General features: G+C 70.9%; 10 protein-coding genes. 4 read left to right on the forward strand and 6 right to left on the reverse strand.

What is annotated here, in order from left to right; all coding sequences use genetic code 11:
* Positions 1–76 precede the first annotated feature (76 nt).
* Both D7Y04_RS29855 and D7Y04_RS29860 read left to right on the forward strand, forming a co-directional pair.
* Entirely contained in the window at positions 77–2659 is a 2583-nt protein-coding gene (locus D7Y04_RS29855; protein ID WP_121761469.1) for an AAA family ATPase, read from the forward strand.
* A gap of 107 nt (positions 2660–2766) precedes the next feature.
* On the forward strand, positions 2767–3609 hold the full coding sequence (locus D7Y04_RS29860; RefSeq protein WP_121761470.1) for a Rossmann-like and DUF2520 domain-containing protein: 843 nt from the start codon (positions 2767–2769) through the stop codon (positions 3607–3609).
* A gap of 103 nt (positions 3610–3712) precedes the next feature.
* Here the strand turns inward: D7Y04_RS29860 and D7Y04_RS29865 are convergent, their stop codons facing one another.
* Positions 3713–5038 carry a hypothetical protein gene (locus D7Y04_RS29865; protein WP_120598151.1) on the reverse strand — a complete coding sequence of 442 codons (1326 nt, stop codon included), beginning with the start codon at positions 5036–5038 and terminating at the stop codon, positions 3713–3715.
* Between the two features lie 89 nt (positions 5039–5127).
* Here D7Y04_RS29865 and D7Y04_RS29870 point away from each other — a divergent pair, with 89 nt between their 5' ends.
* Positions 5128–8244 carry a hypothetical protein gene (locus D7Y04_RS29870; protein WP_121761471.1) on the forward strand — a complete coding sequence of 1039 codons (3117 nt, stop codon included), beginning with the start codon at positions 5128–5130 and terminating at the stop codon, positions 8242–8244.
* Here the strand turns inward: D7Y04_RS29870 and nadD are convergent.
* The 5 genes from nadD to D7Y04_RS29895 form a co-directional block, all read right to left on the reverse strand.
* On the reverse strand, positions 8241–8801 hold the full coding sequence (gene nadD / locus D7Y04_RS29875; protein WP_120598149.1) for a nicotinate (nicotinamide) nucleotide adenylyltransferase: 561 nt from the start codon (positions 8799–8801) through the stop codon (positions 8241–8243). The two genes, D7Y04_RS29870 and nadD, sit on opposite strands and share 4 nt — an antisense overlap.
* A gap of 10 nt (positions 8802–8811) precedes the next feature.
* The gene (locus D7Y04_RS29880; protein ID WP_121761472.1) at positions 8812–9486 is read right to left on the reverse strand and encodes a hypothetical protein; all 675 of its coding nucleotides are present in this window, start codon (positions 9484–9486) and stop codon (positions 8812–8814) included.
* 7 nt (positions 9487–9493) lie between these two features.
* A complete protein-coding gene (locus tag D7Y04_RS29885) occupies positions 9494–10684 on the reverse strand; it encodes an exo-beta-N-acetylmuramidase NamZ domain-containing protein (protein WP_121761473.1) in 1191 nt (396 codons plus the stop codon).
* A 44-nt stretch (positions 10685–10728) separates the two neighbouring features.
* Positions 10729–12012, reverse strand: coding sequence for an adenylate/guanylate cyclase domain-containing protein (locus tag D7Y04_RS29890; RefSeq protein ID WP_121761474.1), 1284 nt, complete (start codon positions 12010–12012; stop codon positions 10729–10731).
* Between the two features lie 67 nt (positions 12013–12079).
* Positions 12080–12814: a hypothetical protein gene (locus D7Y04_RS29895; RefSeq protein ID WP_120599754.1), complete on the reverse strand. Its 735-nt coding sequence runs from the start codon at positions 12812–12814 to the stop codon at positions 12080–12082.
* Positions 12815–12889: 75 nt separating this feature from the next.
* Here D7Y04_RS29895 and D7Y04_RS29900 point away from each other — a divergent pair, with 75 nt between their 5' ends.
* Positions 12890–15295, forward strand: coding sequence for an endonuclease MutS2 (locus D7Y04_RS29900; protein ID WP_120599755.1), 2406 nt, complete (start codon positions 12890–12892; stop codon positions 15293–15295).
* Positions 15296–15304 lie beyond the last annotated feature (9 nt).

Genomic DNA, 15304 nt, shown 5'->3' on the forward strand with positions numbered 1-15304 from the left:
GCGGTCTGTAGCCTAAATTTTGCGGCGGAGCGGCGGACGGTGTATTCCGCTCGGCTGGACGCTTGCCGGAGCATGAATGGTCGACAGCACGGATCTCGCCCAGGTTCTCCATGAGGCGCATGACATCGCCCGCAGCGTCGCCCAGAAGCCCACGTCGGCCCACGTGTTGCTGGCGCTCTTCACGGTGGAGAACCGTGCTCAGCGCCTCCTGAAGGAGAAGGGCGTGGACGAGGACGCCCTCCTCCAACTCATCACGGAGGCCCCGGCGGAGACGGGCAACGTGGTGCAGGAGTTGACCGCGCGCGCCCGCGAGCTGGCCAGCACCACCGGAGAAGGCGAGGCACACTGCCTGCACCTGCTCATCGCCATCATCCGCAGGCGCTGCGCCGCGAGCGACCTGCTGGGCCGGACGGGTCTGGACCTCATCTCGTTGTCCAACACAGCTTTCGCCTACTGCACGAATGGCGGACTGCCGCGCCGGCTCCAGCCGGGCTACGGCCAGGCGGTGGCCACGCGCGCGCCGGTGAGCCGTCCGGTGGGAGCGCCGCCGTCTCCCCTTCCCTCCTCCACGTTCGCGCTGAGCGTGCCGCGTCCGGCCCCCGCGCCGGCTCCGGTGATGACGCCCCCGGTGACGACCCCGCCGCCGGCCGCGCGCACGACGCCCGCGCTGTCGCCGAGAGATCTCATCGACGTGGATGAGGACGACGTGACGCAGGACGCCGTCGCGGAAGCCCCGCCTCCGCCGATGCCGCGCATGGCGCCGCCCGCGCCGCCGGCCCCGGTCGCCCGCGCGACGCCGCCCGCCCCGCCGCCTCCCGCGCCCGTGGTCAAGCCGTCCTCGACTCCGCCGTCCCAGGCCAAGGGTCAGCCGCTGACGCTGGACGCCAAGGCGTTCCCGATGCTCACGTCCATGGGCCGCAACCTGAGCCAGGCCGCGCGCGAGGGGAAGCTGGACCCGGTGGTGGGCCGCGCGAGGGAGGTCGAGGAGGTCATCGACATCCTGGGCAAGCGCCGCACCAACAACCCGTGCCTGCTGGGCGAGCCCGGCGTGGGCAAGACGGCGGTGGTGGAGGGCGTGGCGCAGCGCCTGATGGGCCTGCGAGGCACGCTGGCGGAGAAGATCCTCATCGAGTTGGACATGGCCACGCTGGTGGCGGGCACGCAGCTGCGCGGCTCGTTCTCCGAGAAGCTCAACGCCCTGAAGGAAGAGGTGCGGCGGGGCGAGGGGCGCGTGGTGGTCTTCATCGACGAAATCCACACGCTGGTGGGCGCGGGCTCCACGGGCGAGGGCCCGCAGGACGCGGCCAACGAGCTGAAGACGGCGATGGCTCGTGGCGAGTTCCCCTGCATCGGGGCGACGACGCACGACGAGTACCGCAAGTTCATCGCGGCGGACCCGGCGCTGGAGCGGCGCTTCACGCCGGTGGTGGTGAACGAGCCGTCGGTGCCGGAGACGGTGCAGATCCTCCAGGGCATCATCGGGCGCTACGAGGAGCACCACGCGCTGCGCTACCTGCCGGAGGCGCTGGAGGCGGCCGCGTCGCTGGCGAGCCGCTACGTGACGGACCGGTTCATGCCGGACAAGGCCATCAGCGTGGTGGACCTGGCGGGCAGCCGCTGCCACCGCGAGGGCAAGCACCGGGTGGACGCGGCGGACGTGGCGCGCGTGGTGGCGAAGCTGGCGGGCGTGCCGGAAGAGCGGCTGCTGATGAACGACTCCGCGCGGCTGCTCCGGTTGGAGAACGACCTGGCGGAGCGCGTGATTGGCCACGGCGACGCGGTGGTGCGCATCTCGCGGGTCATCCGCCGCAACTACGCGGGCTTCGCGTCGCGCCGTCCCATGGGCAGCTTCCTCTTCCTGGGCCCCACGGGCGTGGGCAAGACGGAGATGGCGCGGGCGCTGGCGGAGGTGCTGTTCGGCAACCGGGACGCGCTGGTGCGCCTGGACATGAGCGAGATGTCCGAGTCCCACGGCGTGTCGCGCCTCATCGGTTCGCCCGCGGGCTACGTCGGCTTCGGTGAAGGCGGACAGCTCACGGAGCCGGTGCGCCGTCGGCCGTCGTCGGTGGTGGTGCTGGACGAGATCGAGAAGGCGCACCGCGAGGTGCAGATGCTGCTGCTCCAGGTGCTGGAGGAGGGGCGGCTGACGGACGGCAAGGGCCGGCACATCGACTTCTCGAACACGGTCATCGTGATGACCACGAACCTGGGCGCGGAGGCGTTCAGCCGTACGGGCCGCGCGGTGGGCTTCGGCGCGGCGGACGCGGCCGAGGGCAAGGCGCTGGACATGGCGTCGGACACGGCGCGCAAGGCGCTGCCGCCGGAGCTGTGGAACCGCATCGACGAACGGCTGCCGTTCCGTCCGCTGGCGGAGCAGGAGGTGGCGAAGATCGCCACGCTCATCCTGGCGGAGAGCAGCAAGCGGCTCGCGACCGAGCGCGGCATCGTCTACACGGCGGGCACGGACGTGGTGGGTCACCTGCTCAAGTCCGGCGGCTTCGACCCGATGCTGGGCGCGCGGCCGATGCGCCAGGTGGTGCAGCGGCTGGTGGAAGGCCCCCTGGCGGAGCGCATCCTCTCCGGAGAGTTCGGCGCGGGCGACCGCGTGCGAGTGGCCGTGCAGGCCGGTCAGCTCCAGTTCGCCCGGGACGCCGCCTGACGGTGGCGCGGCGAGGCCGGAGCACGCGGAGCGGCACCGTTCGCTCCGAGCTCGAAAATCCGGCGCGTCCACGCACGGCGGGCTCGCGAAGCCGGCCCAGCTCTTCCGTGACGGCGAAGGCGAAGCGCGTCCCCGTGGTCATCGTCGGCGCGGGGCGGCTCGGTGGTGCACTCGCGTTGGCACTGCAGGCGAAGCGTTGGCCCGTGCGCGTGTACTCGCGTGACGACGCGGGCCATGAGCGCACGCGCGCCCTGGGCCTGAAGCCCGCGACCCCAGCGGACCTGAAGAAGGCGCACGTCTGCGTGCTGTGCGTTCCGGACGCGGCCGTGCCGTCGATGGCCGACGCCCTGTCACGCGAACTGCCGCGCACGGTGGCGCTGGTGCACACCGCGGGCGCCCTCCCCCTCTCCGCGCTGGGCACGCAGCGGGGCCGCGCGGTGGGTTCGTTCCATCCACTCTGCGCCGTGTCCTCCGCGTGGGACTCGCTCGCGGGCCACACCGCCGCGATCAGCACGCGCTCCCCTGCCCTGCGCGCCGTGCTCCAGCGCATGGCGGAGGACGTGGGCTTCGCGATGTTCGACGTGCCGGAGGCGCACCGGGCCGCCTACCACGCGGGCGCGGTGCTGAGCGCCGGTGGACTGGTGGCCCTGGCGGACGCAGCCGTGGGCGCACTGGGCACGGCGGGCATCGAACCCGAGGCGGCCTTGAAGGCCCTGCTGCCGCTGATGCGCTCGGCGCTGCGAGGCATCGAAGCGCGCGGTCTCTCGGGTGGACTCACCGGCCCCATCGTCCGAGGGGACGCGGGCGTCGTCGCGGCACACCTCGCGGCGCTGCCCTCGGACATCGCTCCGCTCTACGCACAGCTCTCGCGGCGGGCCCTGCGGCTGGCCTCGGAGCGACTCAGTCCGGAGCCCCATGCCGCGCTGGAAGCCCTGCTCGCGAAGAAGTGAGGCGTTTCCGGCTCCGCGCCAGCCCGCGGCGCTGGAAGCCCTGCTCGCGAAGACGTAACGGCGCGCGTCCCGGTCGCCCCGGACGCGCGCCCCTCCCACCGGACTAGGTGAGGATGATGCGCGGGCTCTGCAGCGCGCGGCGCACGATGGCCAGCGCCTGCTCGGAAGCGGCCTCGGCCTCCGTGAGACGGCGCAGGCAGATGTCGCCGCCCACCGACACGGAGCGCTTCAGGTCCGCCAGCAGCGTCAGCGCCGCCTGCAGCATCTCCTTGCCCTGCGGAGACTCCGCGGCCGGCTTGCCCGCCGCCTGGGACACGTGCGCCGTGAAGCGCTGCACCGCGTCCATGGTCGCGTTCGGGTCGTACTTCTCCAGCATCGGCTTCAGCCGGTCCGGGTTGATCCGGATGAGGCGCAGCGCGCCGACCTTCTGGAAGGCCGGGTGCACCAGGCCGATCTCCGACATCTCGAACGCGCCCAGCAAGCCTTCGTCCGGCGCGCGGTGCGAGTGCGGCACCACGTCCACGAAGAGCGCCAGCGGATCCGCGCCCTGCTTGAACGCCTCCAGCTCGTCGTCATCCAGCGGCGGGAAGCTCGCGGGCGTGCCGATGAACAGCAGCGGCAGCACCACGTCGTGCCAGAACTCCTCCGGCGCGGAGCCCGTGCCGCCCACCGTCGCCACCAGGTGCGTCAGCAGCTCCGCGAGCCGCGGGGCGCGCTCGGCCTGCTCCGCCAGCGTCTTGCCCTGCTCCATGCGCTGCAGCGACGTGACGATCTGCCCCTCGAACTGCTGGCGGGCCTCCGGCGGCAGCGGAGGCTGGGTGCGGCCCAGCGCGTCACGCACGTCGCGCGCCAGCGCGTCCGTCTTCGCCTCCAGCGCCTGCTTCGTCTTGGCCGGATCCACCACGATGAACTGGAGGAAGCCCGGGTCGAACAGGCGCTGGTACTCCTGGGGCCCCAGCCGCTGGGGCTGACCTCCGCCCAGGGCCTGCGCCGGGTTGGTGCCGAACTTCACCTGTCCCAGCGAGCGGCGGATGTCGGCGGCCAGGTCGTCCAGCCGCGTCAACTTGCCCTGCGCCAGCGCGTCCATCACCGCCCCGAACGGGGACAGCATGATGATGGCTTCGGGGAAGCCCAGCGAGGCGCCTTCCGGCGAGTCCCGGTTGGGGAACCAGAACGCCTGGTGCTCGGAGATGAGGCGCAGCGCGAAGCCGCCCGCCAGGCCCAGCGCCGCACCCTGGTGGTTCGGGTTGTTCGGGTCGAACCGGCCGCCCAGCAGCTGGATGACCGACGTCTCCACGTCCGCCCACGGAGCCTTCGTCAGGTCGACCGGCGCGCCGCTGGCCTTCTCCAACGCGGCGGAAAGCTGGAGCTGCGCATTGTGGACGTGCTGCGGAACAGGGAGCCCCTGGGGCTCGGCGGGTTCGGTCATGGGAAGGTTCCTGTGAGGAATGCGACGCGTTCCCTTATCGTGAAAAACGCGTTCCTGACTACGATTTGTGCTCGGTAGGATGCACCGCCATGTCAGCTTCTCGCGGGCCTGCCCGCCAGCCCGCCATCCTCGCTTGTCTCCTGCTGCTGACGTCGGGGTGTGCTTTCGTCGCACCCCGTTTCCCGCAGAACGTCCAGGCGTCGTTTGCCCGGGACGACATGCACAAGCTGACCACGCGGTCGATGGAGCTGTACTACCCGGTCCATCTGCGCGGGACGGCGCTGCGGGTGGCCGCCCGGATGGAAGGCTGCGTGGAGCGGCTGCGCGGCGACGCGTGGAGCAAGACCGAGCGCAAGCGGGTGCTCGTCTACCTGACGAGCGCGGACTTCAACAACGCGTACGTCCAGTCGGAGTTCGCCAGCACGCCGCAGCAGATGGTGCTGCCGCAGCACATGACACTGGAGCAGTTCAACCTGCTGGGTCTGGGTGAGACGGACATCGGCGACGTGGCCTGTCACGAGTCCGTCCACTACGTGCAGATGCAGCAGGTGGGCGGGCTGTGGAACGTCCTGAACCAGGTCACGGGCGGCCTCTTCCAGCCCAACATCTTCACCGAGTCCTGGTTCCTGGAGGGCCTGGCCACCTACTACGAGGGCCGGCTGGGCAAGGACACGGGACGTCCCTACAGCCCGGTGTGGCGCGGCTGGTGGGAGGGCGCGGTGGTGGCCCAGAAGGGCGAGCTCAACGCGGGCTACCTGTCACCGGAGAACCGTGCGCTGGATCCGTTCGGCGGCAACTACCTGACCGGTATGAACTTCGTCGAGTACCTGGCGAAGACGTACGGCGAGAAGCGTCTGTGGAAGCTGGTGGACGAACAGGGCAGCTCGCTGTTCCCACCCCTCGCGGTGACGCTGCGGTTCAAGCGGGTGTACGGCAAGGACATCGGTTCGCTGTTCAGCGAGTACGAGCAGAGCCTCCAGAAGGACCTCCAGCTTCGCGAGCGCCCCGCCACGCAGCAGGTGCTCGCGCGGGATGCGGGCTACTTCTCGCGGCTCGTCGCGAACCCGGTCGACGGCAGCACTGCGCTGGTGAGCGTGGGCCGTGAAGCCATCACCCACCTCACCGTGCTCGAGCGAGACGGCCGCGAGCGCTTCAGCCGCGCGCTGGTGCGGTTGTTGCCGGGGCGCCGCTGGGTGGTGGCCAGCCCGTCGCTGGTCAGCGGCATGACGTTCAGCCGGGACGGCCAGTGGTTGTACCTGGTCAGCGCGGACATCGACTCGGTGGGCAGCTACACGGGGAAGCTGTGGCGGGTGGACGCGCGCACGGGTGACGTGGTGCGGCTGTGGGACGACCTGGTGGGCATGGGCGGCGACCTGACGGCGGATGGCCGGTCCTACGTGTTCGTGGAGGTGAGCGGCGACGCGGCCAACCTCGTGCGGTTGGATCTGGAGAGCGGTCAGCGTGAGCGGCTGACGGACTTCAAGGCGCACACGGCATTGGGCACGCCGGTGACGTCACCGGACGGTGCACGGTACGTGTTCCCCATGAACGGCGTGGAGGGGTGGGACCTGGTGCTGCGCGAGCCGGACGGTTCGCTGCGCTGGCTCACGCGGGATGGGCTGTTCAACTACTCGCCCCGGTGGCTGGACGACGACCACCTCGTCTTCCTGCGCGAGCACGAAGGCCGGCTCCAAGCGCACGTGATGACGGTGTCCACCCGGCGCATCGCCCGCGTCACCGATGCGCCAATCCTGGTGATGGACGCGGCACCCGCGGGCGGGGACGCCGTGGTCTTCCTCAACCGCGACGGCATCAACTTCACCGTGGACCGCGCGCCCCTCACGGGAGCCCTGGCGGAGCTGAGCGCGACGCCCGAACCGCCGGCAGAGAGCGTCGCGACCGCACCGGCACCGGAGACGGAGGCCGCCGCACAGGGCACGGAGGCACAGGAGGGCTTCGTCGCCTTCCCAGGCCAGCCCGCGCCTCCGACGGATGCCCCCACGCAGGCCGCTGCCGACGTCCCCCTGGCACCGGTGGCGCCGCCGCCCCTGCCCGTGGATCCCGCCCATGACGTGGACGCGCCCGTGACGCCTCCGGCCGTCGTCGGCCACGCGGTGGACGTGCTGACCGACGAGCCCTACTCGCCGCTCGAAGGCTTCTTCATCCCGAACTACCGCGTCCCCTACTTCTACACGGTGCCCAACGACGTCGACGAGAACGACCCGTACTTCGCGGGTGGCATCTCCATCGCGGGCCAGGACCGGTTGGGCTTCAACGCCTACGCGCTCACGCTGACGTATGACATGAAGGAGAAGCAGCCCGGCGTGTCGTTCGCGTACGGCAACGCGATGCTGTCGCCCTTCTACCTCCAGGTCTCCGCGTCACGCCTGCGCGAGAACGAGCGCACGGACCTGCAGGCCACCGTGTTCGCGTCCCGCACGTTCTGGACGACCCCCGTGAGCTTCGGCGTGCTCGCGCTCGACCGCCGCTTCGACGCCACGGATCGCCGGCCGTCCATCACCACGCGCCTCATCGGACCGGAGGTCGCCGCGTCGTACTTCGCCGGAGAGGGCACGTCCTACGGCGGCACGCAGCGCGGACTGGGCCTGTCCGTGAGCGGCGGCATCTTCCCGAAGGCCTTCGCGCGCGACTCCACCGTGGGCGACGTGCGCCTGGGCGTGGACGGCTACCTGGGCGGCCTGCCCTTCATCGGCAAGGACAACCTCCTGCTCTCCGTCGCGGGCCGCGCCCTGCCCGGCGCGCCGGATGACCTGCTGGAGGTCGGCGGAATCCTCCCGGGCCAGGCCTTCTTCATCAACCGCGACAGCACCACCGAAGGGGGCCTGCCGCTCCAGCTCCAGCCGGGCCTCGCCTTCAGCGAGTACCTGCGCGGCTACGAGGACCACACCTTCCGCGCGCGCAACGTGCTGCTCGCCAACGCGCGCTACCGCTACCGCTTCATCATCGACTACGGCTGGGCATCCACCCTGTGGGTGCTGCCGTCCCTCTTCGTCAGCCAGCTGGAGCTGGACGCGTTCGGTTCGCTCGCGCGCACGGACAACCGGACGAACCACGGAGCGGTGGGCGGCTCCGCCACGCTGCGGCTCACCATGGGACAGGCCTACGCGCTCTCGCTCTTCTACCAGTACGCCCACCGCTTCGATGACGGCTTCGGCGACCTGCACATCATCGGGATGACCTTCTAGCGAGGCCCGCGCAGGCCATACAGGCCTTCATCGCGCGCCACCTGGAGCACCGCGGAGGGCACCAGCTCCGACGGCTCCAGGCCGCGCGTCAGCTGGTCGCGCACCTGCGTGGAGGACACCTCCGCCAGCGGCGGCCCCACCGTGTCCGGCGCCGGGTAGCCCGCGCGGTAGAGCACCGTCACGTGCGCCATGCGCTGGATGCGGTCGAAGTCCTTCCACTGCGGCAGGTCCCTCAGGATGTCGCTGCCGATGATCAGCGAGAACCGCGTGTCCGGGTGGCGCTCCACCAGGTACGCCAGCGTGTCCACCGTGCGTCCGCCGCCGCCCAGCTCGCGCTCCACCAGGCTCGTCTGGAGCCAGCCGGACGTCTCGCGGCAGAGCGCCTCGCACATGCGCACGCGCGCCTCGAAGGGCTCCAGCTGCTTGCCGAACGGATGGTGGAACGTGGGCATCAGCCAGACGGCATCCACGCCCTGCGTCGCGTGGACGTAGGAGGCCGCCATCAGGTGGCCCACGTGCGGCGGGTTGAACGAGCCTCCGAGCAGCGCGACCTTCACGGCGGGCCTCTTATTTGACGGTGAGCTTCGTCGAGCGCGAATCGACCAGCAGCACCCGGGGCGGCAGCACCAGGTGTCCATCCAACCGGAACGCGGAGAAGCTCAGGTTGCGCTCCGCCTTCTCCAACAGGCCGCACGTCTGCTCCGCGGCCCCCACCAGCCGGCCCGGCGTCACGAAGTAGCGCGGGCCAATCTGCACCACCGCCGGCTCGGACTCCTTGCCGTGGATGAACACCTGCGCGTTGAGCAGGTCGTCTCGCACCAGGTCGTTCTTGTCATGCACCACGCAGCAGAGCGTGTCCCCCACCAGGTCCATGGCCTTGTTGGCCACGGCGGGGTCCCGGTACGCCAGCGAGTCGCGGTCCGGCACGCGCACGAAGCGCTCCATCACCAGCCGCCGGTCGTCCTCGGACGCCAGGTCCGAGGGGGCCTCGCGGGACGCGGGCGTGCGCCCGAGGCCGTCCTGGGGCGCCACCAGCCACTGCGTCACGTCCGCCAGGAAGTCCGCGTCCGAGTACTCGCGCCCTCCCCGGCTCTTCTTGCGGCGCCACAGCACCCACTCATCCAGGTCCGTGTAGCGCGCGCCGGTGAAGAGGAAGCGCCGGGCGCCCTTCGCACGCAGCAACTCATAGGCGGCGTCGAAGGCGTCCAGGTCGCCATGCGTATCGGAGAAGACACCAATCACGTGGAGGTCACCGCGAGGAAGCGTACAGCAGGGCGGGCTCGCGGCGCTTGCGGAAGGCCTCCGTCTGCGCCTCGAAGCCTTCGAGCATCCGGTCCAGGGACCACCCCTCCTCGATGCCGCGACGCACCTGGTCGGTGCCGCACAGCAGGTCGAACGCGGGCACGTCCTCCACGAACTCGTACGCGTCCGCCCGCCAGGCGAACTGCCCCGGCCCGATGTCGTGCAGCGCCTGGGTGATGGCGATGCCCGTGCGCAGCGGCTGGAACGACTTGCGGTCCGTGACGTGGATGAAGGCCCCGCTGCACGACTGGCCCGTGTACTTGTCGAACGTGGGGGTGAAGCCCACCGGACGGAACGCCACGCCCGGAAGCCGCTCCCTGTCCAGCCGCGCCATCAGCTGATCCGTGTCCACCCATGGCGCGCCGAACTGCTCGAAGGGCCGGCAGGTACCGCGGCCTTCGGACACGTTGGTGCCCTCCAGCTGGCACATGCCCGGGTACACCAGCGCCGTGTCCGCGGTGGGCATGTTGGGCGACGGCGGCAGGAACGGCAGGCCCGTGTCGCTCCAGTGCATGTCGCGCGTCCAGCCCTCGCACGGCACCACCGTGAGCTCACAGCCGAAGCCCTCCTGCGCGTTGAACAGCCGGGCCAGTTCCCCCGCCGTCATGCCGTGGCGGTTGGGCAGCGCGTACAGCCCCACGAAGGAGCGGAACTTCTCCCCCACGAGGTTGCCCTCCAGCGTCACCCCATCCAACGGGTTGGGCCGGTCCAGCACGTAGAACGGCACGCGGGCCTGGGCCGCGGCCTTCATCGCCAGGGCCATGGTGTAGACGTAGGTGTAGTAGCGGCTGCCGACGTCCTGGATGTCGAACACCAGCGCGTCCAACCCCTTCAGCCACTCCTGGCGCGGGGAGAGCGACTCGAAGGTGGAGCCATAGAGGCTGTGCACCGGGACGCCCGTCTTGCGGTCGCGCGCCTCGTCCACGGCCACCATGTACTGGGCTTCACCGCGGATGCCGTGCTCCGGCCCGAAGAGCGCCGCCAGCGTCACGCCGTCCGTGCCGGCCAGCAGATCCGCCAGGTGGCGGAAGCGCGAGTCCACGCTCGTGGGATTGACGATGGCGCCCACGCGCTTGCCCTTGAGCGCGGAGAACCCCTGCGCCGCCCACACATCCAGTCCCGTCTTCACCTTCGTCACGTTCAGTCGCCTCGTCCCGCGGATACGCGCGGGCGCAGGAAGGGTCAGTTCGCGGGGAGACGCTTGAGCGCGTCCGCCGCCGCCTGCTTCGAGTCACACGTGCCCAGGCCGAGGAACCCTCCGGACGACCCTTCGTTCGGGCCTCCGTCGTCGGCCAGGGACTTCAGCGCGCCGCGCGCGTCCTCCAGGCGCAGGCTGCCCACGGCCGTCGCCGCGCTGGAGCGCACGCCGCACTGTTCGTGCTTCAGCAGCGAGATGAGCCGGGACTCCGCGCGGCTGTTGCTGTCCTTGCGCACCGCCGCCGCGTAGAGGCCCACCGCGGTGCCCCATTTGCCCTGCGCTTCATCCAGCCGCCCATTGAGGTAGTTGCGCTGGTCCGCATCCTCCAGATTGATGAGCCGCCGCGCTTCGCTCACGCGCTGGGTCTTCTCCGGGCCGGAGGCACCCTCCACGTCGCGGATGGCCCGCATCGCGGGGCCGCCTCCGCTGACGAGCAGCCCCCCGCCCACCAGCACCACCCCCAGCATCCCCGCGCACACGCCCCAACCCGCCACGGTGGACGACACCTTCGTCGTGATGGCGGGCGGCAGCTTCGCGTACACGCGCGCCCAGAGCGCATCCGTCGCGGTGCGCGCCTGCTTGCCCAGCACCGTGGCCCGCTGCCCCACCGCCACCGCGCCCGCCGCCGCGCGCTGACCCAGGTCCAGGTTCGAGTCCACGCGTGCCAGGGCCAGGTTGCCGTAGGGCGGCAGCGAGGCCGCCTCTTCCGGCGAGGGCAGCACCGCGTCGGGCGCCGCCGGCGCCAGCACCCGGTAGGGCGCGCGCGGCACGCGGAAGACGCGGATCTTCCCGGGGATGCCCTTCAGCTCGAACGAGCCCACCTCCTGCGACGGAACCTCCGCCTTGTTCATGGAGAGGTAGACGGCCTCCGTGAAGAAGACCTCGTCCGCGTCGGTGATGCCCTCCACGCGGGCGGCGATGTTCACCGGCTCGCCGAAGATGTCGTTGTTCTCCACCCGCACCTCGCCCACGTTCACCGCGACGCGCACGTGGATCTGCTCGTCCTCCAGCAGATGCCGGTTGTGGTGCCAGAGCCGGTCCTGGATGGCGATGCCGCTCAGCACCGCCTGGGTGGGGGACTCGAAGGTGACGAGGAACGCGTCCCCAATCGACTTGATGATGCGTCCACCGAACGCCTTGAACAGCGGCGCGAGCAACGCGTCGTGCACCTGGAGCAGACGCTGGTTCTCCTCCAGCGTCTGCCGACTGGTGCGTTCGGTGAAGCCCTTGATGTCGGTGAAGACGATGGCGAGGTTGGCGGTCTTCAAAGCGGGGGCAGTGTATGCAGCGCGTCGCGCGAAGCAATCGCCACGGACCGCGCCCCGCCGCTCGCTGTCAGCGCTTTGAAGGTTTGAGGGCCCGCATGTTGCGCTTCTCTGGCGCCGTCAGCTGCGCCCTCACCTTCGCTGCGAGCTGGGGCCTGTCCGTCCGCTCGTAGAAGGCCGCCAGGGTCCTCAGGACGCCCGGGTTGTCCGGCTGGGCGTCGCGCGCGGCCAGGAACTCCCGCTCCGCGTCCAGCGTGCGGCCCTGCTTCTCCAGCACCGCCGCCAGCTGCATGCGCACCTGCACCCACGCGGGCCGGGACTTGGACAGGGGGCGGTAGTGCAGCTCCGCCTTGAGCCAGTCCCCCGCCTGCGCCCAGAGGCCCGCGAGCCGGAAGCGCGCGTCGTCATAGGACGGGCGCAGGGTCACCGCCTTCTCATAGGCGCGGATGGCGTCGAAGGTGGCGCTCTTCTCCTCCAGGAGCTGCCCCTGGAGGAAGTACACGCGGGGGTTGTCCGGGGCCTCGCGCAGGGCCGCGTCCAGGTGGCTGCCCGCGCGCGCCAGCTCCGGGGCGCTGCCTCCCTTGAGGAGCAGCCGCGCGGCCTCGAGCCGGGGCAACTCCCAGCGGGGCTGGTTGGTAATCAGCCGCTCCAGGGCGACGAGTGCACCCGCGTCGTTGCCCGAGGTCTCCAGCGCCAGCGCATCCGCCAGCGGACTGGGGGCCGGAGCCGCTTGCGCCGTCAGGACCGGAGAGGCCGGTGCGTCGGACGCGCCCGCCAGCAGCGCCGCCACGAGAACCCACATCATGGTTGGCAGATAGCAGGTCCCGGTGGGCCACCTCAATACTTCCTCTTGACGGACACCCGGCCTCGCATGAAACCCATGAGCGTGCAGATTTCCCAAAGGACGTTGGAAGACCTTGGTTTCCCGGAAGTGCTCCGCGCGCTGACGCAGCGCTGCCGCACCGAGCCAGGAAGGGAGCGGGTGCTGGCCCGTCCATTCCTGGACACCGAGACGGAGGTGACCGAAGCGCTGGCGCTCGTCGACGAGGCCCGCTTCCTCTCCCAGCAGCAGTTCTCCATGCCCCTGGGCGGCGTGACGGACCTGCGCACCGCGGTGGGCCACGCGGAGAAGGGCGGCGTGCTGGAGCCCCGCCAGCTCATCGACGCGGCCCAGCTGCTCTTCGCCTTCGCCCGCACCCGCGAGGCCCTGGACGAGCGCAAGGAGCGCGTCCCCCGCCTGGTGGAGATCTCCAAGCGCCTGCCCTTCCTGGAGGCCATGGCGCGCCGGTTGGATCAGTGTTTCGAACCGGACGGAACCATCTCCGACCGCGCCAGCCCCGAACTGAAGGAAGCGCGCGACCGAGCACGCGGCCTGCACCGGCGGATCAAATCGCGCCTGGACGAGATGCTCCACGACCTGACGTTCACCACCAAGCTGCGCGAGAACTACTACACGCTGCGCAACGGGCGGTACGTGGTGCCGGTGGTGTCGAACTACCGCGCGGAGGTGGACGGCATCGTCCACAACGCCAGCCAGACGGGGCAGACGCTCTTCATGGAGCCCCAGGCGATGGTGGGCCTGGGCAACGACCTGGCCATCGCGCAGTCGGAGGTCGCGGAGGAGGAGCTGAAGGTCCTCCAAGAGCTGAGCCGGCTCGTGGGCCGCGAGTCCGCGCGCATGCTGGAGGGCCTGGAGGCGGTGGCGGAACTGGACGAGGTGGAGGCCATCGCCATCCTGTCCGCGGACCTGGACGCCACGACGCCCACCTTCGTGGATGTGAAGGAACTGCAGCTGCGCGCGCTGCGCCACCCGCGCCTGGTGCTCAAGGGCACGGAGGTGGTGTCCAACGACGTGACGCTCACCGAAAGCGCCCGGGCGCTGGTGGTGTCCGGCCCCAACGCGGGCGGCAAGACGGTGACGTTGACGGGCGTGGGGCTGTGCGCGCTGATGCTGCGCGCGGGCCTGCCCATCCCGGTGGGCGAAGGGTCGCGGATGCCGCTGTACCGCTCCGTGCACTCCACCGTGGGAGACACGCAGGACCTGTCCCAGGGCCTGTCCTCGTTCAGCGGCCACGTCACCCTGCTCCGCGACATCCTGGCGGCGGTGGGGACGGACTCGCTGGTGCTCATCGACGAGATCGCCTCGGACACGGATCCGCGCGAGGGCGCGGCCATCGCCATCGCGGTGCTGGAGGAGCTGTTGGGCAAGGGGGTGTACGTCCTGGTGACGACGCACCTGGAGGAGCTCAAGGCGCTGGCGCACATGGATCCGCGCTTCCTCAACGCGCGAGTGGGCTTCGACTCCAAGCGGATGGCGCCCACGTTCCGGCTGCAGATGGGCGCGTCCGGCCAGTCGTCCGCCATCGACGTGGCGGCGCGGGTGGGCCTGCCCACCTCCGTGTGCGAGCGCGCGCGGGAGCTGTCGCTCAACGCGGGCGGCCCGCTCACCAAGGCACTGGCGGCGGCGGAGGACGAGCGGCGCAAGCTCTCCGAGGAGCTGGAGAAGGCGCGCATCGCGGCGAAGGAGGCGGAGGCCCTCCGCGCGGACCTGGAGAAGCAGAAGGTCGCCTTCGAGCGCGAGCGCAAGGGCCGCATGATGCAGTTCAACGAGGACGTGCACGCGGCCAGCGAGCACGCCGCCCAGGAGGTCCGCGACCTGCTGGTGAAGCTGCGCTCGGAGCAGAACGAGAAGGCACTCTCCGAGGCACGGCAGCAGTTGCAGCAGCGCTCGGACGAGGCGCAGAAGCGCGCGGCGGCGGCCAAGGCGGAGCTGTTCCAGGTGGAGGCCCCGGGGCCCGCGACCCTCAAGGTGGGCGCGTGGGTGCACCACTCCGGCCTGGGCCGGGACGTGGAGATCCTGGAGCTGACGGAAGGCCAGGCGGTGGTGTCCGCGGGCGGCGCGCTGAAGATGCGCGTGGCCACGACGGAGCTGTCCGGTTCGCGGGGCAAGAAGCCGCAGCAGGCGAAGTTCCCGGAGCAGCGGAAGGGCGAAGCGGCCCTGAAGCGAGCGGCCTCCGCTGCGCCGTCGCAGGTGGAGGCCACGAACTTCCGCTGCGACGTGCGAGGCATGCGCGCGGACGACGCGCTGGCGGAGCTGGAGACGTTCCTGGACCAGGGCCTGCGCAAGGGTGAGGAGGCCGCGCTCATCATCCACGGCCACGGCACCGGAGCCCTCAAGCAGGCCATCCGGGACCACCTGGCCGCCTCGCCCTACATCCGCATGTTCCGCCCCGGCGAGAGCCACGAGGGCGGCGACGGTGTCACCGTGGTGGCCCTGCGCGGCTGAGTTCCCCTG

It is taken from the genome of Corallococcus sp. AB038B (assembly GCF_003668955.1).
Lineage (GTDB): Bacteria > Myxococcota > Myxococcia > Myxococcales > Myxococcaceae > Corallococcus > Corallococcus exiguus.

Excerpts from the sequence above, each read along its gene's own strand:
- D7Y04_RS29900 (WP_120599755.1), top strand. The coding sequence starts at position 12,890 with ATGAGCGTGCAGATTTCCCAAAGGACGTTGGAAGACCTTGGTTTCCCG.
- D7Y04_RS29870 (WP_121761471.1), top strand. The coding sequence starts at position 5,128 with ATGTCAGCTTCTCGCGGGCCTGCCCGCCAGCCCGCCATCCTCGCTTGT.
- D7Y04_RS29895 (WP_120599754.1), bottom strand. The coding sequence starts at position 12,814 with ATGATGTGGGTTCTCGTGGCGGCGCTGCTGGCGGGCGCGTCCGACGCA.
- D7Y04_RS29855 (WP_121761469.1), top strand. The coding sequence starts at position 77 with ATGGTCGACAGCACGGATCTCGCCCAGGTTCTCCATGAGGCGCATGAC.
- D7Y04_RS29865 (WP_120598151.1), bottom strand. The coding sequence starts at position 5,038 with ATGACCGAACCCGCCGAGCCCCAGGGGCTCCCTGTTCCGCAGCACGTC.